The sequence below is a fragment of the Luteolibacter sp. SL250 genome (assembly GCF_026625605.1).
Lineage (GTDB): Bacteria > Verrucomicrobiota > Verrucomicrobiia > Verrucomicrobiales > Akkermansiaceae > Luteolibacter.
Genome location: NZ_CP113054.1, coordinates 3,161,199 through 3,186,873, shown reverse-complemented (window position 1 = coordinate 3,186,873; position 25,675 = coordinate 3,161,199). Strand labels below are relative to the sequence as shown.

Below are 25,675 nucleotides of genomic sequence, written 5' to 3'. Positions count from 1 at the left end.
ATCACGGGACGATGAAAGCAGCAGTACCACCGCGAGTCAAGTTGGGTGCGCTGACGGCCAAGCACCATCATGCTGTCTGTGGTCAGAAGGCCATTCGGTTTGACAGTGATGGCTTTGGAGCGTCCGTTGGTCGGAGAGATGGCGTGCTACTACTTGGGTTGGGACATAGGAGCTTGGAGGACAAAGCAGAAGGACGGACTGTGGCTTCTGGATGGAGATGGAAACTCGCTCGGAAAAGCCGCATGCGGGCTGCAGCAAAGCCTCGCAGATGAGCGGGATCTGGACGGGTTTCTGGAATTCTGCTTCGGGAAATGCCTTGGGACCGAAGTGACTCCTCGCCGTGGGGATCGGGTGGTTATGGCGGTGGATGCCCCTTTTGGATTCCCGAAGGATTTCAGATCATTGCTGGGGATAGACGGAGAGGGAGGGTGTTCAGAACGGGTGGATGCGAAAGCCATCGACATCGGTTACCTCTATCGCGGGACGGAACAGTTTGTCGAAAAGAGGATGGGACGGATTCCGCTGTCGCCCGTAATCCACCAGATCGGTTCGCAGACGACGAAGGTGATGCATTTTCTCTGCCGCTTCCTTTTCGATTCCTCGAAGGAGAAAGGAGTTTGGTCGGTCATTAGTCCGGGTGAAGTGGAGGTGACCGTGATCGAGGTTTATCCTGCCACCTGCAAGACGCGGGGAGGCGAAACGGGGGGAGAGGTCGATTGCCCTGAAATTCTGAACGATTTCACGGGAATCAAGTCGGTGTCAGGGAACATTTCAGATGATGAGGAAGACGGCTTGATCTGCGCGCTGTTGGCGAGGCTCTTTGACGGCAATCGCAAGGCATTTCATGAACCAGGGGATGATATTGACCCGGCGGAAGGCTGGATCTGGTATCCCCGGTCCTGCGATAAGTCGGGTAAGTCCTCCGGATCCGGCCGATGCTGACTTTACTTGATCTTCATCAGCTCCTCCGGACTCCATGCGTCGGTATGGCTGGCGGTCGCCTTGCGCACGGCGGTGACTTCCTCAGGCTCCACGGGTGAAGCGGTGTGCCCCCATTCCCTCCGGAGGTAGGTGAGAAGCGAGGCGAGCTTGACATCATCCAGTGCTGCGCCCATGGGAGGCATGTCACCGGTGTGGACTTTTCCAAGCACCATGATGGGTCCACGCACGCCGTGTAGGACGATGCGGATCGGACGGCCGGATGGTCCCAGCACCCACTCGGAATCCAGCAGCGGGGGAGCAAGGCCTTCCAGCCCGCGGCCATTCATCTGGTGGCAGGCGGCACAGACGGAGGCGTAGAGTTCCTTGCCCGTATTGAACCGAGCCTGCTGCTCTGGCGTCAGAGGCTCCGGTCTGAGGGTGGCGGTGACACCCGCTTTATCCGGCCAGACGATGACGTTGGCGAGTGCGATGATCTTTGCTTGGGTCGCCGGATTTTCGGTCAGCGCCTTCCAGCCGGTCGGCTCTTTCTCAAGTTCCAGCGGTCTGCGGGAGGATCCGGAAACAGGCAGCAGGCCGTCCAGCAACGCCACCGCCCGTTTGGCATTCCCGCCCTGGAGGGCTTCCGCCGCCAGTTCCGCGACCTTGCGGCAGTGTTCCGCCTGGCGTGATCCCATCACCCCGCGTGCGAGTTGGGTGAACATGCGGTTGCTGGCTGGCAGATCTTCCTGCCAGGCGGGTAGTGAGGAAAGCTTGGCCAGAATCTGGAACTCCCGGTTTTCCAGGCCGCTCAGGAAGGCGTCCGGCAGATGCTTGTTCTCCGGGTGATTCCGGACCGCTTCCGCGAGCTGCAGGTCCAGTTCCGGGTTCCGGAGTTCTCCCAACGAAAGGACTGCCTGGAGCATCGCCTCCGGTGGTCCTCCGAGAGCGGCTTTCATCACCAGAGGCTGGATGCGGGTGTCCTTCCCATCCTTGAGGAACGGCTCGGAGAGGCGCACGGCGTGGGACAGCAGAACGGAATCCACGCTGCCGAGGGCGGAGACGAGCGTATCGGCATCCAGCGCGCCGTTGCCTAGACCCTCCAGTGTCCACAGGGCATGGACGCGGCCCATGGTGGAGCCTTCCGTGGCCAGCTTCCGCAGGGCGGGGATATGATTGGTTCCGCCCTGTGTCACCAGATGACGCTGGGCTTCCTCGCGCCACCAGTGGTTCGGGTGGGACAGCCGCGCCAGCCATTCGTCGCCCGCCGGAGCAGTGACTCGGCGGGGGATGGCGGCGGCGGGATTTTCCGGGACGATGCGGTAGATGCGCCCGCGGTTCAGGTGCTTGTCCAACTGCCGGTCCAGGATCTGATTGCGCAGATAACTGGTGAGGGAGATACGGTGCTGCAGGATGCCACGGTAGAAATCCGCGATGTACAAGGCACCATCCGGTCCAGTGGTCACGCTCACCGGGCGGAAGCGTTCGTCGGTGGAGGTGAGGAACTCGTCTGAGGAATGGGCATTGGCGGCGACTACCGCTCCATCGGCCTGGGACAGGGTGCTGCGGCGGACGAAATTCCCCGCCGGTTCCGGGATGAAGTAGTTGCCTTTCAGATCGGGCAGCAGATCGCCGTCATAGATCCAGTTGCCCCCGGCGGCGGTGAATTCCTTGAGCCGGCCGTTGCGGAGCATTTCCGGGCGGTAGCCGCGGTTGATGCCGGGGTTCACACGGGCGGGCCAGACGAGCTGGTCCGCGGCGGCGTTCACGTTCGTCCCGGAAAGGGCGGGGTAGTTCGCGTTTCTGGAAAGATAGTGGGAGGGAATGAGGTCCACGCGGATGTGGTCGCTGTTCGAGCAATGGTAGAGGCGGCCGTAGGCATCCTGGGCAAGGCCCCACTGCCCGCGGAAGCTGGTGGGCTCCATCTTCCACTGGCCGCCTGCGGTGAAACGGAACTTCCGCGTGTAGGCGGCACTGTAGATCCAGTTGTCATGGCCCCAGAGCAGGCTGTTGGGCGCCCGCTCCGGATTCGCCAGATGGGGGCGCTTCGGATCGACCTTCACCCCATAGTCTCCGGCGACGGTCTCTCGCTTGTCCGCCTTGCCGTCCCCATCCGTGTCACGCAGGAACTCCAGCAAGGGCGGCGTGCCCACCAGTACTCCATCCGCCACGGGCAGGATGGCCCTCGGCATGACCAGATCATCCGCGAACACCTTGGAGTCTTCAAAGAAACCATCTCCATCATGGTCGGACAGAACCACGACGCGACCGGTGGGCAGATCCTCGCCGTTGCCGTCCACATCCGGCATGTAGCCGCGCATCTCCGCCACCCACATGCGGCCGTCCGGGGTGAATGCCACCGCCACCGGTTCCTGGACCTGCGGCTCGGAGGCGGCCAGCTCGATCCGGTATCCCGGAGCCACCTTCAGCGTCTTCAGCGCGTCCTGTGGCGGGAGCGGCGGTGCGGGCGGGATCTGGTCGGCCGGGACCAATGATTTCTGGACTTCCCCCGGCTTGTCCAATGCATCGCCGATCTGCCCTGGGCAGAGTGGGGAAAACGCGGCGCAGAGCGGCAGCAGGGCGAGCCTGGGAGAGCGTGGGATCAGGAAACGCATGGCGGAGCAAACGAATGGGTTGGGACCGATACCCGCCACTCTGCCAATGGCTTCCAGAGAAGGAAGCGTTCAATGGAAGAACATCGAAGAATGCTTCCGAAAGATCAGCCCGCCACCCGGCGCTCCCGGTGGCTCATTTCCCGAACTTCACCACCCGCACCTTGTGCGTCTCGCTGTCGCCGATGTAGAGGTCGCCGTTCTCAGGGTCGATGCCGATGCCGTGCAGGCGTGCCATGCGGCACTTCAACGGGTCCGGCTGGTCCGGTCCGTCGCCCTTCTTGCCGTCACCTGCGATCAGTTCCAGCGTGGCGGGGGATTTGCTGAGATTGATGGCACGGACGGTGTGGGACTCCGTGTCCGCCAGATAGATCATCTTGCCATCCGGGGAAATGGCGACTCCCTTTGGTCCGGAGAGCGTGGCTTCCTTGGCGGGACCACCGTTGCCGGTGAAACCTTGTTTGCCCGTGCCGGCGACATGCTCGAGGTGGAGCGAGTTCGCATCGATGCGGTACACCGCATTCCCTTCCCGGAGGGCCAGCCACAGATCGCCGTTCGGGGCGATGTCAAGGGCGCGTGGTCCCTTGAGGGGAACCTCCGGACCGACCTTCGCGCCATCCGGGGTCGCGTCCTTCTTTCCGTTGCCGCACCAGGTGGAGATGGTGCCGGTCTTCATGTCCACCGCGCGGATACGGTTGTTGGAGATGTCGCAGATCAGGAGGTTCGAGTAGTCCTTGTCGAACTGGATGGAGTGCGGTTGGTGCATCTGCGCCTTGTCGGCGAGGCCGCCGTCACCGGAGAAGCCCGCTTTGCCCGTGCCCGCCACGGTGCTGACCTTGCCGGTTGCCTTGTCCATCTTCCTCACCACGTGGTTCAGGCGCTCCACCCAGTAGAGGTTGCCCGCCTTGTCGAACCTCAGCTCGTAGGGTTCGTTACAGGTTACTTCGGCAGCAGGTCCACCGTCTCCGGAGTATCCTTTCTTTCCAGTCCCCACCACGGTGGTGATCTCTTCCGTGTGATGGGAAATGCGACGGATCACATGGTTGTTCGTATCCGTGAACCAGATGTCCTTGTCCGGTCCGACGATGACGCCGAAGGGCTGGTTCAGCGTCGCGTTTTTCGCGGAACCTCCGTCGCCATCATAGCCCGTTTTGCCATTGCCGGCGACGGTTTCGATGGTGGCGGCGGGAAGCAAGGTGCTGAGAAGAAGGGAGAGGAAGATGGGTTTCACACCGATGGATGGGGAAGGATTGTCAGAGCGGAACGGGAGACGGGATTCAGCAGGGTTCTCAGGACCTGCGGGATCGCCGGAGGAGAAATGTGAGGCCGGAGATGGCAAGCAGGGCGGATCCGGGCTCAGGGATGACGTCGGCGAGGGTGGTGCCCAGCCGGATTTCATCGAGCTGGATGTTGTTGCCAACGTTGACAATCTGGAGGAAGTCGCCGGATTCGATCTGATCGGTGGATTTGACGGCGTCGGTGTTGGTGGCTTTCGCCGAATATTGCCCGGCCGTGGCCTCGGTCAGATAGGACTCCGCACCGAGGGGGGATTCCATCATGGTCTGGAACTGATCCGTGGTGAGCGCCCAGATGGTGGCGGTGCCGCTGCCCGAAGTTCCCGCCACGTTGGTGAAGGAACTGATCATGATATAGTTGGTGTTTGTCGCAAGCTGGGGATCGGTGGAATCCCCGATTGTGGACAGGGTCCCGGTGTTGTAGTCGGTGCCGATGACGTTGCTGGTTCCCGAGCGGGTATCGGAGAAGGTACGGAAGCGTACGACCTCCGACCCTCCGGCGGTGTCACCGATGCGGACCTCAAAGCCGGCGCTGCCCGACGCGCTGTGGGCTCCGTTGAACCGGATGAGGTGGCTCATCCAGATGGTGCCGGAGAGCGATGACGGGATGGAAAGCGTGGAGCCGAGGACGACCGTGCCACCCGTGTTGACATAAGAACCTCCACTGGTTGGAAGCAGACTGCCGAAGCTGAGACTGCTGGCGTTGATGTTGCCGGCGCCTGTGGAGGCGGTGTTTCCTCCCCAGATGCCCGAAAAACCAATGGCCGAGCTGCTGACAGCCTGGCCATTGAGGAAGCCGGATGTGCTGTAACCTTCGAAACCTTCGTAGAGCAGGAGCGCGGCCCGGGTCTCGGATTGCGAACATGCGAGAGCCAGCAGCGGGAGCAGATATCGGCGGCAGAGGGAGTATTTCATGGGCTTTACCTCTCCCTATTGGCAGGGGTAGGGATTGGCAAGGTTCCGCATATGGTCCTTTTGTGGGGGGGTCAGAGGGACTGGTGGAACGTATCTTTCTCCGAAAGGGAAAGAACGAAGCCGGTGAGCAGCTCGATGGTGTTGGCGATGTCCGCCGTGTCCGCCGTTTCCACCACGGAGTGCATGCAGCGCAGGGGGAGGGAGACGAGCGCGCTGGGGATGCCCTCGCGGCTGTGGAAGATCTTGTCGGTGTCCGTGCCGGTGAAGCGGCTGCTGGCCTCGTGCTGGATGGGGATGTTCTTTGACTCCGCCGTTTCGATCAGACGCTTCACCACATGCGGATGGTTTGAGGTGCCGTGGGTGAGGGATGGTCCGTGGCCGAGTTTCACATGGCCGTGCTTCGTGTGGTCGATGCCCGGAGTGTCCGTGGCGTGGGTGACGTCCAGGCAAACGCAGGCGTCCGGCTTCAGGCGGTAGCTTGCCATCATCGCCCCGTGGCCGCCGATTTCTTCCTGCACGGCGTTCAGGCAGAGCAGGGTAAAGGCGGGCTTCTTTTTCCCGGCGGCGATCTTTTTCATCACCTGGGCGATGATGTAGCCGCCGATGCGGTTGTCCAACGCACGGCTGACCAAACGTTTCTCGGTCATCTGCATCGGCTCATCCTGATAGACGGCCGGGTGGCCGGCACGGATGCCCAGCGCGGCGACTTCCAGCGGGCTGCTCGCGCCCACGTCCACCCACAGATCATGGACGAGGGGAGCCTTCTCATGCCCCGCGTCATCACGGCGGAGATGGATGGCGGTATTTCCGATGATGGCTGGCACCGGACCCTTGTCGCCCAGAATGTTCAGACGGCGGCCCCGCGCGGTCGCGGCGTCCGACCCTCCGACGCGGTCGATACGGAGAAAGCCGCGGTCATCGATGTGTTTCACCATGTAGCCGATCTCATCGGCATGCGCCTCCAACATGATGATTTTTTTCGACTTGCCGGGCAGTGTGGCCCAAGTGGAGCCGTAGGCATCGCACTCCACGGAAGCGGCGTATTTCCCGATGTAGGAGGCCCACACCCTCTGGCCGGGCATCTCAAATCCGGTGGGGCTGGGGGTGGAGAGCAAGTTGAAGAGGAAATCTTTGTCGTCTTTGGTCACGGCAACATTCCAAGCAACTCCGGCGCGGCTGGCAAGGGCGGGCTGAGGAAGCATGTAATGACTACTGCGACCGTCCTTCATGCGGGGTGTTCCCGCTTGATTTGTTAAGGTCTCCGAAATAATCTCTCCGCCCCCGATCTCCAATGGCCAAGCCCCGCTCCAAAGTCCGCAGCGCTTCGTCCCGTCCCTCGAACCAGAGGCGGGGGAGATCCACCTTTCTGGAGGCGCTGGGGGATGTGAACCGCCGGGCGCATGAACATGCCAACCAGCGCAGCGGGCGCCGCGGCATGAAATCCGTGCAGGCGGCGATCGCCGGCAGTGCGCCGATGGCGGATGACCTCCAGCCGGGAGTGGGCAGGAGAATGTTGCGATGGCTTGCGGCCATCGTGCTGCTGCCGCCATGTTGGATCACCGCGTGGACTTTCCTGCAGCAGTTCTCCACGCTGACGATGGAGCATGACTTTTGGAAGAGCGCCGAATTCTTCTATTTCGCGCTGGGGGTGGTTTCCATGGTTGGATGGTTCTGGTCGGGGCTGTTCCAGCCTTTCTTCCTCTACCTCTACGTGCTGGGGCATGAGCTGACCCACGCGGTGTTCGTCTATCTTTTCCGCGGTAAGGTCACCGGCTTTCATGTCAGCACTTCCGGCGGCTATATCACCACGAACAAGACAAACCTGGTCATCGCGCTGTCGCCGTACTTCGTGCCGCTGTGGTCGGTGGTGGCGGCGGTGGTATTCGTGCTGCTGCGGTTGTTCTTCGACCTGACGCGGGCGTGGGATCTTTCCTTTTACGGGGTGATGGGCCTTACCTGGACCTTCCACATCGTCTGGACGCTGTGGATGATCCCGCGCGACCAGCCGGACCTGAAGGAGAATGGCACCTTCCTTTCCCTGGTGGTGATCTTTTTCGGCAACCTGCTGGTGCTGGTAGGGCTGATGTGTGTGGCATCCGCCGCACCGTGGGAGAGCTTCAAGGGCTTCGGCCGGGAGTGGCTGCGGCATGCCGCCGTGTGGGGGGACGTGATGCTGAGGGGAGCCGACGGCCTGCTGCGGGAGCTGCGGACCTATGGAAAATTCTGAGCGGGCTTGGCTTGAAAAGATCGCCCGTCGATGGAAGCTGCCGGGGTGATCTATCTGGACGCCAACGCGACGACGCCACTCCTGCCGGAAGTGCTGGACGCGATGCTGCCGTGGCTGCGCGACGGATTCGCGAATCCATCCGGCGCGTATGCCGGGGCGAAACTGGCACGGAAGGCCATCGACACGGCCCGTGGTCAGGTCGCCGATCTCCTGGGTGCGGATCCGGAGGAGATCATCTTCACCGGCGGCGGGACGGAAAGCGTGAACACCGCGCTATGGTCCCTGCACCGGTTGGCCGGGGAGGGCGCGGTGGTTGTTTCCGCCATCGAGCACAGCGCGGTGTTGCGGTATGTGGAAACACTGGGCCGTGAGGTGAGGCTGGCTCCGGTGGATGCCGGTGGACGGGTGATCCTGGAAAAATTTTCCGAGCTGCTGGATGGCGCGGCCTTTGCATCCGTGATGGCGGCCAACAACGAGACGGGGGTGATCCAGCCGCTGGCCGAACTGGTGCGGTTGTCCAAAGAGAAGGGCGTCCCATTCCACTCGGACGCCATCCAGGCGGTGGGCAAGACCGGAGCTTCACTCACCGCCATCGGTGCGGACATGCTTTCCATTTCCGCCCACAAGTTCCACGGACCGAAGGGAGTCGGTGCGCTCTGGATCAGGAAAGGGCTGAGATTCACCCCGCTGATATCCGGTGGCGGACAGGAAAGCGGCAGGCGCAGCGGGACGGAGAATGTTCCGGGGATCGTGGGCATGGGAGCCGCCTCCGTGGCGATGAAACGGTCTACGGAAGACGGAATGCTCGGACGGGTTCGGGAAATCCGGAACGCCTTTGAAGCGGCGGTGCTGGCAGAGGTCCAGGGCGTTACGCCCAATGGTGCGCGGGATCATCGCCTGCCGAACACCTGCCACCTTTCCTTCGAGGGCTGTGAAGCGGCGGGTCTGCTCATCCTGCTGGATGACGCGGGTGTTGCCTGTTCGGCGGGTTCCGCCTGTATGACCGGAAAGCAGAAGCCGTCCCATGTGCAGCTTGCGATGGGCATTCCGGAGGAACTGGCGAAGAGCAGCCTCCGCATCAGTTTTTCCCTCCTCAGTACGATGGAGGATGCCATGACGGCTGCCGAGGCACTGAAGAAAGCCGTGGAGAAACTCCGGCGCGTCCAGGGACTGGGCGTTGGCCCGGTGCAGGTCTACACGCCCTGAGGGCACAGGCGCGCGCGCTCAGCCTCCGAATTTGAAGATGATGAAGGCGATGAAGGCGGCGATGAGTCCCGCTGCGATCCAGATGGCGGCCTTTTCGCTCGGTTTCATTTGCTTCTTCGGCTTTGCCGGGACCGGCACATAGGCGGCCGGGCGGGTGCCGGGTGTGGCTGCGGTTGGAGCTGAACGGACGGTCGGGGCTGCCGGAGCCGCCTGTTGTACGCTGCCGCCGCGAACTGTAGGCGCGGTCGGAGTGACCTTTGCGGGAGTCGCAAGGCGGGCGGTGGGAGCGGTCGGGGTGGCTTTTGCAGGGGAAGCGAGCCGCGCGGTTGGTGCGGTCGGTGTGGCCATGCGGGCGGTGGGGGCTGCTGAGGCCGCCTTTGCCTGCACCATGGAAGTCGTGGGGCGGGGTGGGACGGTGGGGTCCGGAGCCGGAACCAGGGTGTCTCCCACGAAAACGGAGGAGGTATGGACGCTCGGCTTGAAACCTTCCGGTGGAGTGAGGGTCCTCGGCGCGCTCTGGGTCTTCGCGGCCGGGGCGGTATTCTGGATGGGACCGGTGGGAATCTGCTTCGCGGCAGGGGCACCGGGACGTTTCACGCTGGGAGCCTGCGGCCCCGGGGGCTTCTCCTTCGGTGGAGGAGGGGGCGGTGCGCTCTCGTTCTGGAGAAAGACATGCAGGGAGCGGCGGGCATCCGGCGGACGGTCATCCGACAGGCGGTTCATCTGCCACATCACCCAGTCGCACAACCAGGTGGGAAGGTCGGGCCGCAGCTCTGAGAGAGGCACCACCGTGTGGTGGAGATGGGCGGTCATGACCTCCATGCCGGTTTCCCCGTTGAAAGGATACTCGCCGGTCAGTGCGTGGTAATACACGCACCCCATCGCATACATGTCCACGCGGCGGTCCAGCGGCGCGCGCTCGAACTGCTCAGGGGCCATGAAGAAGATCGAACCCATCACGGAATCGTTCTGGTCGATTTCCTGCCGGGTCGGGGCAGGCATCAGCTTCGCCAGCCCGAAGTCCACGATCTTCACCTGGAACTTCCCGGACGGCAGCCAGTTGAGCATCAGGTTGCCGGGCTTGATGTCCCGGTGGACCAGTTCCAGTTCCTGCGCGGCGATCAGTCCCTCCTGGGTCTGCTTTGCCAGTTCCTTGAAATCCTCGAAAGTGAGTGGGGCGCTCTCAACCAGCTCGTCCAGTGTCTTTCCGCTGATGAGTTCCATCACCACATAGGGGCCGTCCGCGTCCTGATCCACATCATACACGGTGACGATGTTGGGGTGCTGGAGGGACGCCAGGGAGCCGGCTTCTTTCTGGAGTTGCTGGGTGGCTTCCTTCTGCAGTCCCGGATCCCCATCTGCCGAGATCCTCTTGATGGCAACCTCCCGGTTCATCCGGGTGTCATAGCCCCGGTAAACCGAACCGAGACCTCCTTGGCCGAGTTTTCCGCGGATTTGGTAGCGTTCTTGCATGAATCAGGGAGACATCCGTTCAAGCCGCGCTCCACTGGAGGCTGCGTACACGGGGAAATGGACCCCGCATCGTTCGCATCGGGGATTTCCTAGGTTCGGTTTGGGTTTCCGTGGCAGTTGCCATCGTTCCCCAAGGTTAGGAAGCGTGGGGGAAATTTCAACCATTCATCTTGTAAAAACCACCGCCGCTTCCCGCTTGCCCGGCACCCCGGATCATGCTTGCCTCCCCGCCTCATGAAAATTCTCGTCGCCTACTCCGGTGGTCTCGATACCTCCGTCCTGCTCAAGTGGCTCAAGGAAAAGTACTCCGCGGAGATCATCGCCTATTGTGCGGACGTCGGCCAGGCGGATGAACTCGACGGACTGGAGCAGAAGGCCCTCAGCACCGGTGCCTCGAAATATTTCCTCGGTGACCTGAAGGAGGAGTTCGCCGCCGACTACATTTTCCCGATGATCCAGGCGAACGCGATCTATGAGGGCCGCTACCTGCTCGGCACCTCCATCGCCCGCCCGTGCATCACGAAGGGCATGCTGGACGTGGCCATCGCGGAAGGCGCTGACGCCATCGCTCACGGTGCCACCGGCAAGGGCAACGACCAGGTCCGCTTCGAGCTTTCCGCCGCTTCCCTGGCCCCGCAGATCAAGTGCATCGCTCCATGGCGCGACTCTTCCTTCCGCAAGGACTTTCCGGGCCGGGCCGAGATGATCGCCTACGCCGAGGCGAACAACATCCCGATCAAGGCCTCCATGAAGAAGCCTTACTCGATGGACCGGAACCTCCTCCACATCTCGTTCGAGGCGGGCATGCTGGAAGACCCATGGTATGACGGCACCACCCCCGCCGACCGTGAGATGTATGTCCTCTCCACCTCTCCGGAAGACGCTCCGGACAAGGCGGAGTATGTGCAGATCCTTTTCGACAAGGGCAACGCCATCGGCCTCCAGGCGGACGGTCTCGCCGAGATCATTTCCAATCTGGGCGACTTCAAGGTGCTGGGCGAAAAGGACGGCTACACCCTCCTGACCCCGTATGGCATCATGCGCGTGCTCAACTTCCTCGGTGGCAAGCACGGCGTCGGCCGCGTGGACATCGTGGAGAACCGCTTCGTCGGCATGAAGTCCCGGGGTATCTATGAAACCCCCGGCGGCACCATCCTGCTCGCCGCCCACCGCGACCTGGAGACGCTCGTCGTGGACCGCGAGGCGATGCACATCCGCGACTCCCTCATTCCGAAGTACGCCCAGCTCGTCTACAACGGCTTCTGGTTCGCACCGGAGCGCGAGGCGATCCAGGCACTGGTCACCTACACCCAGCAGACCGTCTCCGGCGAAGTGCGCGTGAAGCTCTACAAGGGCAACGTCATGAACGCCGGCCGGAAGTCCCCGCACAGCCTCTACTCCGAAGCCGTCGCCACCATGGAAGGCGGACAGGAAGCGGCCTACAACCAGGACGACGCCACCGGTTTCATCGCCCTCAACGCCCTGCGCCTCAAGGCCAGCGCGCGCCAGGCGAAGTGAGCCGCAACGCTTGGATTTGAAAGAGACGCCATCTCTCGAGGGTGGCGTCCTTTTTGTGCCTGTACAAGGACGCCGTCCCTGTCGTCTGAACGCTTGAAATCGCTGTTAGGTCCGGGCAGCTTGCATGCAGCGGAGCAGGTACCCGTCCAAGGTATGATCAATGATCTCGTTTCAAAACTGAAGGACCGCCACTACGCGGATCTCCTGGCGAAGGGAAGGCTGGTCTGCCCGGACTGCGGTGCGGCCGCGACCGATGCCCCGGATGCAGGAGCCAGCACGATGCGGTGCGCTCGTTGCCGCACTACGGTCCTTCTGGAAGAATGGTCGAGGGCGGGCCGCGACGGACTGATGGTGGGGGACGCGGATTCACCGCCGCCGGACACAAAGATTGTCCGCAGCACGAACGGAGGGGGCACCACTTGGCATATTCCCGCGGGTGGAAAGGGCGGCTGCTTTCTGTTGTTCGCCGGCATCTGGTTGTCTGGCATAGCGGTGGTCAGTATGCCGATGATCTTCGGCTTCATCACCGATCCCACGAAACAGCAGGGAGACATCCCTGGCTGGGCGATCATCCCATTTCTGGGCTTATTTTGGATCATCGGACTGGGCGTTCTGTATTTGGGTTTGAGGGCGCAGTTTGCCCAGTACCTGCTCACGGTGGATGGATCCATGATCGCACTGCGCCGCGAGATGTTCGGACGCGTGAGCGAAAAATCCATCGCGCTCGATGAGGTGGTGAGGATCGTGCAGAAGGAATTCTACCAAAAGAATTACCAGTCCGTATTCGGGATCGAGATTGAAGGAAAGCGCAGCAAACTTCGGTTTGGATCGATGCTGGAGGATGATGAAAAGGCTTGGTTGGTGGCGGATCTGCGGCGGGCGTTCATGCAGCCGGGTGACATCCTGCCACCCATGGCATCGCATGCACCGTTGACGGCAACGCCTCCCGCTGGCAGGCAGTCGTCATTCTCGTTCACGCTGGAAACGCCGTGGCTCGCCATCCTCATCCCCGCGTTGATCGTGCTCCCTGTGGGGATATTTTTCGTCTGCATCGGTTTTTGGGTGATCAATCCCGGAAATCCACAGGACCGGGGGCCCGATTGGGTCAGACTGTTCGGTGCCGCTTGGCTGCTGATGTCATCGGTAGTGACGATCTCGGCTGCCTCCGGAGCTCTGTTCGTCCTGCGCAACCGTGGAGCCCGGAGCCAATTCGATGGCGACGAAACGAACGTGTCCATCCGCTTGATGAAGGGCGAGCGGTCGATTCGGGAAAAATGGTACCCCCGCAGCGAAGTCACCACCGTAAAGGCGGTCACGCGCGGAAAGTATGGCACCACTGAGATGAAGCGGGTGCTGCTGCTGGTGGGCGGGAAGAAAATCGAGATCGCCAAGTGGGTGCCTGCAATCGAGGCGGATCAGTTCGTCCGTGCCGCCAATGCAGCGTTGCATGGAAAATAAGGGTTTGCCGAGATGAGCTGTTTGCAGAAACTCCGGGAAGACGGGTTCGTTCCGGCAGCCTTCATCTCTGATTTGTGCGGTTTTCGCGAAATTCCGGACTAATTCTGCCCAGGTGGCAGCCCGCGATTTGTCTGCAACCTCTGGTTGTCATGGCCCGGGAAATCCCGTTGAATGCCGCCCCTTTCACCCTCATGTCCGCCGAACATCTCTCCACCGCCCTTTTCCGCGAAACGCGGGGGGCTGGATTTTTCCGGGTGCTGGCGGGAAAGAACGCACCGTTCTACGTGGACGTGCTGGATGCCTTGGAGGTGGAAACCTCGGACCGTTCCGACGGCATCGGCCGGGAGGAGGCGGTGGCGTTGATCGTGGAAACGCTGGAACGCCATCCCAACATCGAGTTCGAAGACGAAGAGGGCGAGATGCCAGTCGATCTGCGGGAGAAAGCTCGTGCGCTGCTGGAGTATCTCCTGAAATGCCATTGGCTGGAGGAACCACCACGGCGTGGCTGGCGGCGGAAGATCCATTTCGACGCCCACGGTGCGACCATCCTGACGGCCCTGCGGAAAGTGGCGTGGCCGGATGCGGCGGTGTTCACCGACAAGCTGACCGGCGTCTGCGCCATGCTGGCGGATGAGGTGGAGCTGGCCGAGCGGCCGTGGCAAACCATCGAGAACTGCCTTTCCAGCGTCCGCGAGGGACTGAACGAGCTGCGCTCGATGCAGAAGTCCGTCCAGCGCTTCACCCGCAAACAGCTTGAGGAGGAAACGCTGCGCGGAAATCTCGGTGTCGTCTTCGATGACTACTCGGAACAGATTTCCCGTTCCTGCTATGCGGCGCTCGTCAGAGCGCGTCTGCCCACGCGACTGCCGGACACGGTGCGGCGGATCGCGGAAAGGCTGGGGGATGATCCTCCTTCGCTGGCGGACATGCAGATCGAGGTTCTGAAACGGAACCCCGGACTGACAGCGGAAAGTGCGCGGGCAAAGGTCGCAGGAGAACTGGAGGAGCTGATCGGGATGCTGGAGCGGGTGTTGCCGATGGCGGACGAGATCGACCGCCGCACGGCGGATTTCACCCGGCGGTCGCTCGCACGTTTCCGCTATCTGCAGGATGTGACGGGGGAGCGGCGCACTGAGATCAAAAGCCTTTTCGAAGTAGCCAACCGCCTCATGGCGGGAAAGAAGCTCCAGCGGGTGAACGCTTCCTTGCCGGATCTCCCCGATCTGTTGCTGCCAGCGGTGAAGCTGCCCGCCGGGCTGGATTCACTTTACTCTCCGCCGAACCGCCGGCCTCCGCTGGAGCAGGACGCGTTCGAGGACGCCGTGTCCGATACCGACCGTGAGTCCGGCCTGCATGACATGCAACGGACCATCCGCGAGTCGCTTTCGGTTGCGCGGGCGAACCGGTTCATCCGGGCGCTGCCGGGAGGCAAGGGCGAGCGGATCGAAAGCAACGACCTGGACCTGGGTGACGAACTGAAGGCACCGGACCTGGTCGCGCTGCTGCTCCATGCGGAGGCTCCGGAGGCCCGTTACCGGCTGGAGGTCAGCCGTGTCACCGATGAATTTTCCACCCCTCCCACCGATGAACTCCACGGGGTGAGGGTCGAACATTTCGCCATCATCAAGAAATGAGTGCCGAAGAACCGAACGCTTTCACCATCGACGCGGCTCCGACCTTGCTATCGCTCTCGGAGAGCGACCGCGAGCGGCTTGCCGAAGTGCTGCAGGAGCTTCTCGCCGGAGGCTCGATCAACGGTCTGGAGGCTTCCCGCACGGCCCTCTACCACTGGGCGCGCCAGCACGACGACTGGGTGAAGGAGATCGCCTCGCTCAACGGGCTGGATGTCGCGGTGCATCATGAGGAGCGCCTCATCCAGGCGGTGCCGAAGGCGGCATCCCTGCGCCTGCGGTTGACGCAGGATGCGACGCTGGTGTGGCTGGCCCTGTGGTATGCAGGTGACGTGAGGTGGCGTGATGAGGGCGCGGACCAGGCATTCCTCTCCGTCGCGGAGCTTGGTGACCTGCTGCGGGACCAGTTGCTGCCGGACGTCACCGGGCAGATCCCGAAAGGAAGGTTGCGGGAAATCCTGCGCCAGGCCGCGCGGCTAAACCTCATCAAGCTGACCGCGGCGGAAGCGTTCGAGGACACCGGGATCGAGGTGCTGCCCGCCATCCGCCGCGTCCTGCCATTCCGCGAGCTGGCCGCCTGGCAGGAAACCGCCGCCCACTTCCGCAGTGATCCCGCGGACGAGGAAGGCGATGAAGCCGCATTCCAGGAAGAGGAGGAACTTTCATGAGCCGGGCCATCCGACTGACAAAACTGCACGCGCTCAACTGGTATGGCTACCGGGACTCGCTGCCCGTGCGTGGGAATCTCGTGCTGGCCGGTGTCACCGGTTCCGGCAAATCCATCCTCATGGACCTGCTGATGCTCGTCCTGGTGGGACCGGAGCGGGCGCACCACCATTTCAACCGTTCCGCCACCGGCAACAAGAGCGACCGGACGATCAAGAGTTACTGCCTGCTCGACACGAAGCGTGAGGAGAACGGACAGCCGCAGTATTTCCACGACAAGGGCATCACCACCTACATCGCCGCGGAGTTCACCTGGCCGGACGGCAAGCGGGTCGAGACATGGGGCCTCCGTTTCGAGTTCCGCTCCGCCGCCGAGAACGACGGCACCACCACGCCGTTCTTCTGCGAGGCGGCGCTGGAGAAGTCCGACTTCCTGACGGAGGCGGAGGATGGCAAGCCGCGGCCGAGCGCGCTGGGCGCGTTCAAGCGCATGATCGACTCAAAGGGCGGGCGCTTGTTCTCGTCCCCGCGCGAATACCTGCGGGACATGTCGAACCCGCAGCACCTCAACTTCAACAAGGATGTGCTCCAGCGCCTGCTGCCCAGCGCGATGTCGTTCACCAACCTCAAGAGTTTTGACGATTTTTGCCGCCAGTTCGTGCTGCCGGCGGAGGCCGTGCCGGTGGAGGATGTGGTTTCCTCTTTCCGCGATTTCCAATCTTATGAAAGGGAGCTTGCCTCGCTGACGGCGCAGCTCGACCGGTTGGTGCGCATCCGGGATCTCTCGACAACGCTGCGCGATGCGGAGCGAGATCAGGCGGTGGCCACCTATCTGGCGGCGGAGTTCGCCCATCTCCATGCTTCCACGGAGATGGAGCAGACATCGCGCCGTCTGGGCGACCTGCGGAAGGCGAACGAAAAGGACGAGGCGCGGCTGGAGGAACTGGCGGAACTGATCGAGGCCGGCAACCGCCGCCGCGAGTCGTTGACGACCTTGCTCAACGAATCCTCCGACGGACGCCTTTACAAGAAGCTCTCCGATGACATCGGCAAGCTGGAGCAGGAGATCGAAAAGCTCCGGGACATCGCCAGCCGCCTCGGCAACGGCCTGGGCAAGCGCATCAAGTCCGCGAAGTCATGGATGGAGCAGGTGGCGAAGGCTCCGCTGCATCCCTTTGTGGACACCACCCGTCTCGGAAGCGCCATCCGCTTCCTGGAAGACTGCGAGCGGGAACAGACCGCGTCTTCCCTGTCGTTGCTGGCGGAAGCCGCGAATGAGACGGTGAAGGGCATCCGCTCCCGCTTCGAGCCGGAGCGCGAGGAGCTGCGTGTTCTGAGGAACGAGAAATCTGAGCTGAAGGCGCAGATCGACCTGCTGCAGCGGGGCGTCTCGCCGGGGCCGCAGCCGCTGCTTTCGGCGCTGAAGGCACAGCTCCCCTTGTTGCCGGGAGAGACACCGCCCCGCGCCCTGCGGGAGATCTGCGAGGTGACTGATGAGTCATGGCGGGCTGCCGCCGAAGTCGTGTTTGACGAGAAATTCGCCGTGCTTGTTTCCGGCGGGCACTATGAACAGGCAGCGGCGATCCTGGCCCAGCTCCCGGCTTCCGATCTTGCGGACGGGGGCATGCAGCGCCTCATCAGTGCGTCCGCGGGCAAGATGTCGAAGACGACGGTCAAGAAAGGCTCCCTTGCGGAGATGCTGTCCACGGAGGACGATGACGCCCGCGCCTGCATCGACTCCCTGTTCGGGGAGATGATCCGTGTTCCGCACGCTTCCCAACTGGACAAGCACGCGTCGTCGGTGGCTCCGGACGGCCTGTATAAAAAGGACGGCATGCTCGCCCGTCCGGTGCCCTACAACGGGACGCCGTTCATCGGAAAGGAAGGCCTGCGCCGCCAGCTTGAGATCAAGAATGCCCGGGTGGCGGAGATCGACGCCGCGCTGCGTAGGCTGGAGCCGCTGGAGAATGAGGTGGAACGCCTGATCCGTGAGCGATCCGCCGCCGTGCCGGAACATGAGGACGTCATCCGCGAGCTGATCCGGGTGGAGGACCTGCCGAAGAAGCAGGAGGAGCACGACGAACTGACGTCGCAGATCCAGGCTATCGCGACCGATGAGTTCGACCGCATCCATGAGGAGATCGAGGAACTGGCGGAGCAGGTAAAAGGCTACCACGCGGAGAACACCGCCATCCTGAAGAAGGGCCGCATCCGCGAGATCCAGGATACGGAGAAGCTGCTCAAGCAACTGGAGGAAACCGCCGCCCGCCGCGAGGATGACTTCGCCCGGGTGAAGCTGTCGGTGGATATCCACCGCCATTTGGAGCGCTACACCACATGGAAGAAGGAAGCCTCCGACTACACCCCGGCATCGGATGTCCTCGCGAATGAGTTCCGCAAGGCCGCCGCCGCCGCTGAGGTGAAAACCACCGCCACCATCGGGGATCTCAAGGTGGAGATGCTTGGCTTCAAGAAGGCCTTCACTCCGAAGTTCGATGACCTGCCGGAGGACGGCACCGACACCGCTCCCTACGAATCACGGCTCGCCCAGATCCAGGACGCCAATATCCCGGAGTACGAGAAGAAGTCCGGCACCGAGAGGAAGCGCTGGGAAACGCTGTTCCGCACCCAGGTACTGAGCCGCATGCAGCAGGCGCTGAAGAACGTGGAGAACATCATCGCCATGCTCAACAGCCAGCTCAAGCGGCCCATCGGGCATGACCGCTACCGGATCGAGCGCAGGCCGAATCCGGAGTACAAGATCTACCGCGACCTCATCGACATGAACGCGGTCCACCATGAGGATGAACTGTTTTTCTCCCAGATGGGTGGCGAGCTGCAGGACGCGCTCCAGAATTTCCTCCGCCTGCTGGTCCAGAACGCCAACAGTCCGGAAGCGGCGCGGCTGCTGGATTACCGCCAGTATTTCGACTACAAGCTGTTCGTCACGGACATCCGCGATCCGGACCGTCCGCCCATCGATGTGGACAAGCAGGGTGGCAAGATGAGCGGTGGTGAGAACCAGAGCCCTTATTTCGTCGCCATCCTTGCCAGCTACCTGCACGCCTACAACCGCCATGAGAGCCGTCGAAAGGATCCGTCGCTGGCGCTGGTGCCGATTGACGAAGCCTTCTCCAAACTCTCCGGCGAGCGGATCCAGAACTGCATCGAGGCCATGAGCGAACTCGACCTGCAGGGCATGTTCTCCATGTCGAGCGGCAACATCCCCTACGCGTTCAGCCAGTGTGACGAGCTGATCGTCATCTCGCGGAAAGACGAGCGGCGGGGTTCTCGGATCGGCGTGCGCAATGTGCCGGTGATCCTCTACCGGGACTCTCCGGAAGGCAGGAAGTGGATCTCTGACAGCGACCACCAGGGCACCGAGACATGAACCCAACCCTCAGCGCGTTCGCGGAAATCTACCTCCGTTCCTCCGCTGCCAGGCGGGGAGGGAAGAGGGATTACACGATCGACTGGGAGAAGTTCCTCCTCCTTGCCGCAGTGCATGACGGGGATGAGCGGGAGATCGCAGTGCAGGAACTCCTCGCCGCTGAGCGAAGGTCGGGGGGCATGCTGGTCATCGAGAGGGACCGGCTGGGTCATGAAAAATTTCTGAAATTGAAGCTCGATGGGGGAGAGCAATGGTTGTTCGCAGCGACCGGATGCGCCTCTCCTTCGGAAGAACGCGGCAAACTGGCGGATTTTTTCCGTAGGGCATCCGACATCACAGTGCCGCATCCCTATCAGGAGGGTTGGAGGGCATGGTGTGCCGGGCTTGCCGCATGCGCCTCGGTGGGAGATCCCATTCCACCGTTCAAGCGGGACGATGCCGCGGGCAACGAACGGTTTCTCGCTGTACTCGTGGCCGTCCTGAACTGGCAGGAGGAAGCGCTGATCCAGCGTGCCAGTTCGCGGATCACCGGTGACTCGAAACAACTGGGGCGTTGGCGTGCTAGGCTGGAAACTTCCATTGAGGCGATCACCTCCGGCGAGAAGACGTCTCTGGCGGACTTCGGCATCGTGGATGCGCCTCGTTCCGCGTGGATCCACGGTCCACTGGAGCTGGAGTTCGCGGGTGGACGTATCGACTTCGGGCTGCTGTCTGCGCCCACGGCCATCTCAGCCATCGATCTCGCCGCGGCATCGTTCATCCGATGCCGGACGCGAGCCTGCGTGACGGTGGAGAATGAATGCGTATTCCATGAACTCGCCGCGGCGAAAACCGGTGTGCTGCTGATCCATACCAGCTTTCCCGGAGCCGCCACCCGGCTCCTGCTCCAATGGCTGCCTGATGATATGGAGTTCCATCATTTCGGCGACAGTGATCCCGCGGGCTTCGCTATCCTCCACGATCTATGCGAACGGACGGGCCGTGCGTTCAGGCCGCTGATGATGCGGTTCAGGGAAGGGATGAATAACGTCCTGCTGACGGAGGGAGAGCGAAAGGTCATCACTCGTTTGTTGTCTTCGTCCCATCTCTCCGGGCATTGCCTCTTGGAACTGGACAAGATGCTTGCCGCCGGGATGAAAGGGGATTTCGAGCAGGAGTCACTGCCGATGCAGGCGGTTCTGGATGAGATCCGGGCGATCTTCAGGGACTAAATCCAGGGGCGATCGGTGATGGACTTGCCATGCACCCCCGCGGCGAAGCCGACGGGGAACGGAAGCGCTTTCTCCGAAAGGGCCGGGGGTGGACGGCGCATCGCCCTTGATGTCTCCCAAGCTGGATATCGTTTCTTTTCCTCCACGGGCCGGCACCTTTCCACAAGGGAGCGGTGTGGAGGTCCGTGGATTTCCCCGGCAACGTGCTGATGTTTGGAAAAATAGGGACAATCGCGTGCTTGCAGATAACCTACCGGCAAATGTTGGAAGGCATCATCGGCAAACTGAAGCTGGCGAATCTCTCCAGACTGGTAGCCGACGGGAGCCTGTGCTGTCCGGAATGTGGGTACAGGGCGAGGTCGGCTCCTGATGCCGGTCGGGATGTGGCGCGCTGCGAGTCGTGCGGAAAGGAGTCGCTCGTCGATGAATGGGTTCTCGCGGGCAAGGATGCCAAATTTTTCGGAGACGCCGACGAGCCTCCGCCGGAAACGAAGATCGTCCGGGAGGAGGACGCCGGTGAGGTGGTGTGGAGGATTCCGTCCGCCGGCAAGAGCGGCTGCCTTCTAGCGTTCGGAATTCCCTGGTGCGTGTTCACCTTCGGGCACGGCGCGTTCATCATTCCAGCGGTGTTCAGCTCCACCGTGAACGGTGAAGTTCTGCGGTGGGTGATCGTTCCGTTCTACCTCATTTTCTGGGGTGTCGGGATAGGGATGTTATATGCGGGATTGCGAAACAAGTTCGCCAGGCATGTGTTGAGATCGGACGGTGAGACAATCTCTCTGGCGAGAGAGATGTTTGGGAGGAGGAAGGAAACGAGCATTCGCTGCGACGAGGTGAGATCGATCGCGCAGAAAGAATTCTATCAGCAGAACTACCAGCCGGTCTATGGCATCGAGATCAGAACGGCGGTGAAGAAACTGCGCTTCGGTACGATGCTTTCGATCGGGGAAAGAGCGTGGTTGGTGGCGGACCTGCGGCGGGTGGCAGGGAAAGACGAAAGCCGTCCGTTCGTGCCGGCGGAGGTGGAAAGGGTGATTACGACAGGAAAGGTTTCGTCGTTTTCATTTCCTCTGCCAATGGCTTGGAAGTCGGCGACAGGATTTGCGATCATCATGTCTCTCATGGGAGCGGGATTTGTCGCAGTCGGTGTTTTCCTGCTCGGTGGCGATGAGTCCCACGGAGGATACCGGAATGATTTCGTCGGAGTGGTTGATTTGTTTTTCGACGTCATCCGCTGGTTGTTTCGGATCGTATGGACGGCGATCGCGCTGGCGATGACGACTGGCCGGGCTTATGCTTCTTTGGAAGGCGTTCAGATCGTCGCGTGAGGAAGTCCGGTTGGAGGGAAATGATTCGGAGGTGGCGGTGCGGACAATGCGGCACGGATTGGTCTGCCGTGAGCGGAGTTTCCCGCGACACGCGGTGACGGACATCCGTTCAGTGCTGTTCATGGCGGGAGGACCTGCGGCGGCGAAAAGGATCGAACTGATCGTGGATGGAAAGGCGGAACGTGTCGCCCTGTGTGTCGAGGCTTCCGCGGCGGATGCGGTGGTGGCGCAGGTCCGCTCAGCGTTGGGACCATAAGGGAGGTCTGTGACCGTCGCTTTTTCTTCCCGAATGACCAGCGACGGCCCTAGCCGCCTTACATGGTTGTTATTCCGCTCCGGCGAGGCGGAGCTGGGTGCAGAGCCACATCGGGCCGCCATCCACTTCGTAGTTCAGATCCGCGTAGTAGGCGATGTAGCCGCTGTCCGGTTTCGTCACGGTGGCGGTGATGGATTTGCCATCGCCGATTTCGAGCGGTTGGGATTCCCAGCGTGCCTTGCGGAAGTCCTTGGTGTCCGACTTCGCGACCCACAGGCGCGCTTCCTTTGCCGGTTGGTCGGCGGTGACGGTGAGGTTGAGTTTCCCATCAGCAGCTTCGCCGTGCTTCCAGCCGATCTTCGGCAGAGCGGTGCCGGTGAACTGGGCGCGAACGAAGGCGGCGATGTTGTCCAGCGCGCGGATGGGCAGCGGCTGGCGTGCGCCGGCGGCGTCCACCTCCATCAGGTTGTGGCCGGCGTTCGGCGTGTAGGAGATGTATTTCTCACCGGGCGTTTCATCCCAGTAGAGGTTGAGTGCGTCCGGGCTCCAGTAGGGGTCGTTGTTGCCGAGCAGGATCAGCTTCGGCATGGTGTATTTCGCGCGGTAGGTGTAGGGATCGACGATGCTCCACAGCCGTTTGGCGGCGGCGGTTTCACCTAGCGGGATGAGGCCACGCTTGGTGTAGGGGGAGATCTGATCGCTCGGCTTGCCGAACCGGTCCACCTGCAGCGGGAGCTGGGCGGGGATGTTCAGCATGTCGATGACCATCGGAGCGATGGCGATGACGCGTGGATCCGATGCTGCGGTGAGCCAGGTGGTCCAGCCGCGCTTCGAGGCACCGGTGACGAGGAACTTGTCCGTCTTCACGCCCCATTCCTGACCAGTGAATTCGCCCACGGCATCCATCGCCTTCACCACCGTCTTTACCATCGGGAAAAGCAGCGGCCAGGTGGCGTCCTGGGTGTCCAGGTAGCGGATGAAGGTTTCCGCAATGAGATCATCCTCGCGCTTGCCGTCGTAAAGCGGCTGCTTCGGCACGCCGAGCACGATGGCCACCGGCGCCTTCATCTTGTTGGCGAGGAACGCGCCATACATCGCCTTGTCCGGTTTGAAGCTGCCGCCTTCGTTCAGCAGCACCATTTTGCCATCGGAGGTGACATTCTTCGGCTTGAAGATGACAAGGTCATGCTCCCACGGGATGTCCTGCCAGACCTGGGATTTCAGGTTGAGGTGCCAGTAGTCGCACTCGCCGAATTCGCTCTTGGTGACCAATTTCCAGCCACTGTCAGGTTCCGCCCTGGCCACGTAGGTGGAGAGTTCCTGCGGCAGCGCGGCCTCCTTGGCGGAGACCAGCGGAGAGGCAAACGGAATGAGGCAGGCGAGGCACAGCAGCAGGGGAGAAGACCATTTCATGGGATGACGGATGGGTGTTACGGATGGAACATCGGATGCGGCACCGGAAATGTTACACGCCGGTGCGGAAAAAATTCCGGAAACTCAGTGGGAATGGTCCGACGGAGCCTTTTTCCCGCATCCGCAGCTATGGCCGCAGTTCCCGCCCTTCGCCTTCGGCTTTGCCAGCCGGACGAGGAAGATGGTGAGGGTGGTCGCCACGATCACGAGCGCGGCGACGGTCTGCCATTCGAGTTGTATCATTCAGAAACCCATCAGCCTTCCTGCCTGGAATACAAGCAAAGATGCCACGTAGGCGAAGCCGGACATGAAAAAGAACTGCCCGACGGCCCATTTCAGCGAGCCGGACTCCCGCGCCACCACCGCGCTGGTGGGCAGGCACTGGAGCGCGTAGATGAAGAATACGAGCAGCGACACCACCGTCAGCGGTGTGAATAGCGGCCGGCCGTCCGGCCATGTCGCAGCCGTGACCTTGTCGCGGATCAGGTTCGTCGTCGCGTCATCGTCTTCCGCCTCCTCCGCGTGGAAGAGGATGCCGAGCGTGCTGTTGAAGACTTCGCGCGCGGCGAAGGAGGTAAGAATCGCGGTGCCCACCCGGCCATCGAAGCCCAGCGGCTTTACGACCGGCTCGATCACGTCTCCGATCCTGCCCATGGCGCTGTACTCCAGCAGTTCCGCGGCGTCTTCGGTGCCTTCTTTTTTCGGGTAGGTCTGCAGCGCCCAGAGCAGGATGCAGAGGCCCAGGATGATGGTGCCCGCACGGGCGACGAAGGCCCAGCCCCGGTCGAACACGTGGCGCAGGATGTAAGACCACTGCGGCAGGCGGTAGGGTGGCAGTTCCAGCAGGAAGTGATTCGTCGTCTTGTCAGGACCCAGGCGACCGCGGACAACCCGGGCGACGATGAAGGCGGTGATGATACCGATGGCGTAGACGGAGAAAAGTATGGTGGCCTGCTGCCACGCAGGGCTGTCCTTTGACAGCAGCAGCGGGATGAGAAGGAAATAGACCGGCAGACGGGCGGAGCAGCTCATCCACGGGGCCACGAAAATGGTCACCAGACGTTCCTTCGGAGAGTCGATCGTGCGGGTGGCCATGACGCCGGGGATGGCGCAGGCATGGGCGCTGAAGAGAGGCAGGAAGGACTTTCCGCTCAGTCCGGCGAAGGCCATCACCCCATCCATCATGTAGGCGGCACGCGCCATGTAGCCGGAGCTTTCCAGCAGGCCGATGAACAGGAACAGCAAGACGATCTGCGGCAGGAACACCAGCGTGCCGCTCAGGCCTGCGATGACTCCGTCCACGATGAGGGACTTCAGGTCGCCGTCCGGCATTTTTCCACCCACCCATTCGCCGAGACTGCCGAACAAACCTTCGATGAAGTCCATTGGGACGGATGCCCAGGAGAAGATCGTCCAGAAAATGGCGAACATGATCGCCACGAACGCCACCCAACCGAAAAAGGGGTGCAGGAAGAAACGATCCAGCTTGTCGGAGAGGGTCTGCTGGTGGGCGTCCGGTCGGCGTGCTGCGATCTCGCAGACACGGTCGGTGAACTTCTTCCGGCTGACATCCGTGTCGTCGTTGCCGTGGAGCCACGGTGCCGCGGCCGGAGGAGGGAAGGGGGCGCGGAAGGTCTGCTTCAGATCGATGATGCCTTTCTTCGCGTTCGCCTGCATCGGGACCACGGGCACGCCCAGTTCCTCGGACATCTTCACCGGGTCCAGCCGGAGGCCGGATTTCTCCGCCATGTCCACCATGTTGAGGGCCAGCACCACCGGGTGGCCTTGCTCGATGATCTGCAGGACAAAGGGAAGCTGGCGCTCCAGGGCGGAGGCATCCACCACGCACACCACCAGATCCGGAGTCTTCTCACCGGGCAGGTTTCCGGACAGGGCGTCGATGGCGACCCGCTCATCCGGCGAGGAAGCACGCAGGGAGTAGCAACCGGGCAGGTCCAGCACCGTGATCTTTTTTCCGTGCGGAGTGAAGGTATCACCGCGCTTCACCGCGACAGTCACACCCGCATAGTTCCCCACGTGCTGGTTCGCGCCGGTGAGAGCGTTGAAGAGGGTGGTCTTGCCGACGTTGGGATTTCCGACGAGGGCGATGAGTGCGGGTGATTCGGGATCAGACGACGACATGGGAAGTACGTGCGA

The 25,675-nt window shown here is 62.1% G+C and carries 19 protein-coding genes; 11 read left to right on the top strand and 8 right to left on the bottom strand.

From position 1 onward, the window contains the following. The first annotated feature begins 69 nt into the window (after positions 1–69). Positions 70–942, top strand: a complete 873-nt coding sequence (locus tag OVA24_RS14020; RefSeq protein WP_267670496.1) for a hypothetical protein — start codon at positions 70–72, stop codon at positions 940–942. Positions 943–944: 2 nt separating this feature from the next. Here OVA24_RS14020 and OVA24_RS14015 read toward each other — a convergent pair whose 3' ends face one another. The 4 genes from OVA24_RS14015 to OVA24_RS14000 all read right to left on the bottom strand — a co-directional run bounded on the left by OVA24_RS14015 (position 945) and on the right by OVA24_RS14000 (position 6,888). Continuing rightward, positions 945–3,533 (bottom strand): PVC-type heme-binding CxxCH protein, encoded by a 2,589-nt coding sequence (locus OVA24_RS14015; protein ID WP_267670495.1) that lies wholly within the window; start codon positions 3,531–3,533, stop codon positions 945–947. 133 nt (positions 3,534–3,666) lie between these two features. Then, positions 3,667–4,761, bottom strand: coding sequence for an NHL repeat-containing protein (locus OVA24_RS14010; protein ID WP_267670494.1), 1,095 nt, complete (start codon positions 4,759–4,761; stop codon positions 3,667–3,669). A 58-nt stretch (positions 4,762–4,819) separates the two neighbouring features. Beyond that, positions 4,820–5,740 (bottom strand): hypothetical protein, encoded by a 921-nt coding sequence (locus OVA24_RS14005; protein ID WP_267670493.1) that lies wholly within the window; start codon positions 5,738–5,740, stop codon positions 4,820–4,822. Between the two features lie 71 nt (positions 5,741–5,811). Then, on the bottom strand, positions 5,812–6,888 hold the full coding sequence (locus tag OVA24_RS14000) for a M20/M25/M40 family metallo-hydrolase (protein WP_267670492.1): 1,077 nt from the start codon (positions 6,886–6,888) through the stop codon (positions 5,812–5,814). Positions 6,889–7,031: 143 nt separating this feature from the next. Here OVA24_RS14000 and OVA24_RS13995 point away from each other — a divergent pair, with 143 nt between their 5' ends. Beyond that, positions 7,032–7,967 carry a hypothetical protein gene (locus OVA24_RS13995; RefSeq protein WP_267670491.1) on the top strand — a complete coding sequence of 312 codons (936 nt, stop codon included), beginning with the start codon at positions 7,032–7,034 and terminating at the stop codon, positions 7,965–7,967. A 30-nt stretch (positions 7,968–7,997) separates the two neighbouring features. Continuing rightward, positions 7,998–9,173 (top strand): cysteine desulfurase family protein, encoded by a 1,176-nt coding sequence (locus OVA24_RS13990; RefSeq protein WP_267670489.1) that lies wholly within the window; start codon positions 7,998–8,000, stop codon positions 9,171–9,173. Between the two features lie 18 nt (positions 9,174–9,191). Here OVA24_RS13990 and OVA24_RS13985 read toward each other — a convergent pair whose 3' ends face one another. Next, positions 9,192–10,646 (bottom strand): serine/threonine protein kinase, encoded by a 1,455-nt coding sequence (locus OVA24_RS13985; protein WP_267670488.1) that lies wholly within the window; start codon positions 10,644–10,646, stop codon positions 9,192–9,194. A gap of 234 nt (positions 10,647–10,880) precedes the next feature. Here OVA24_RS13985 and OVA24_RS13980 point away from each other — a divergent pair, with 234 nt between their 5' ends. From OVA24_RS13980 to OVA24_RS13945, 8 genes are all read left to right on the top strand, one after another. Beyond that, on the top strand, positions 10,881–12,164 hold the full coding sequence (locus tag OVA24_RS13980; RefSeq protein WP_267670487.1) for an argininosuccinate synthase: 1,284 nt from the start codon (positions 10,881–10,883) through the stop codon (positions 12,162–12,164). Positions 12,165–12,623: 459 nt separating this feature from the next. Further along, entirely contained in the window at positions 12,624–13,622 is a 999-nt protein-coding gene (locus OVA24_RS13975; protein WP_267670486.1) for a hypothetical protein, read from the top strand. A gap of 149 nt (positions 13,623–13,771) precedes the next feature. Further along, a complete protein-coding gene (locus tag OVA24_RS13970; protein ID WP_267670485.1) occupies positions 13,772–15,256 on the top strand; it encodes a Wadjet anti-phage system protein JetA family protein in 1,485 nt (494 codons plus the stop codon). Further along, the gene (locus OVA24_RS13965) at positions 15,253–15,921 is read left to right on the top strand and encodes a DUF4194 domain-containing protein (protein WP_267670484.1); all 669 of its coding nucleotides are present in this window, start codon (positions 15,253–15,255) and stop codon (positions 15,919–15,921) included. The genes OVA24_RS13970 and OVA24_RS13965 overlap by 4 nt, the downstream gene beginning before the upstream one ends. Further along, positions 15,918–19,310: an SbcC/MukB-like Walker B domain-containing protein gene (locus OVA24_RS13960; protein ID WP_267670483.1), complete on the top strand. Its 3,393-nt coding sequence runs from the start codon at positions 15,918–15,920 to the stop codon at positions 19,308–19,310. The genes OVA24_RS13965 and OVA24_RS13960 overlap by 4 nt, the downstream gene beginning before the upstream one ends. Further along, entirely contained in the window at positions 19,307–20,521 is a 1,215-nt protein-coding gene (locus tag OVA24_RS13955) for a Wadjet anti-phage system protein JetD domain-containing protein (protein WP_267670481.1), read from the top strand. The genes OVA24_RS13960 and OVA24_RS13955 overlap by 4 nt, the downstream gene beginning before the upstream one ends. 185 nt (positions 20,522–20,706) lie before the next feature. Further along, positions 20,707–21,849 carry a hypothetical protein gene (locus tag OVA24_RS13950; RefSeq protein ID WP_267670479.1) on the top strand — a complete coding sequence of 381 codons (1,143 nt, stop codon included), beginning with the start codon at positions 20,707–20,709 and terminating at the stop codon, positions 21,847–21,849. 94 nt (positions 21,850–21,943) lie between these two features. Next, complete coding sequence (locus OVA24_RS13945; protein ID WP_267670478.1) at positions 21,944–22,105, top strand: hypothetical protein; 162 nt, start codon at positions 21,944–21,946, stop codon at positions 22,103–22,105. A 69-nt stretch (positions 22,106–22,174) separates the two neighbouring features. On the opposite strand, the gene OVA24_RS13940 is transcribed toward OVA24_RS13945, so the two are convergent. The 3 genes from OVA24_RS13940 to OVA24_RS13930 all read right to left on the bottom strand — a co-directional run bounded on the left by OVA24_RS13940 (position 22,175) and on the right by OVA24_RS13930 (position 25,660). Then, positions 22,175–23,518: a PhoPQ-activated pathogenicity-related family protein gene (locus OVA24_RS13940; RefSeq protein ID WP_267670477.1), complete on the bottom strand. Its 1,344-nt coding sequence runs from the start codon at positions 23,516–23,518 to the stop codon at positions 22,175–22,177. Positions 23,519–23,602: 84 nt separating this feature from the next. Further along, on the bottom strand, positions 23,603–23,761 hold the full coding sequence (locus tag OVA24_RS13935) for a hypothetical protein (protein WP_267670476.1): 159 nt from the start codon (positions 23,759–23,761) through the stop codon (positions 23,603–23,605). Next, entirely contained in the window at positions 23,762–25,660 is a 1,899-nt protein-coding gene (locus tag OVA24_RS13930; RefSeq protein ID WP_267670475.1) for a ferrous iron transporter B, read from the bottom strand. Positions 25,661–25,675 lie beyond the last annotated feature (15 nt).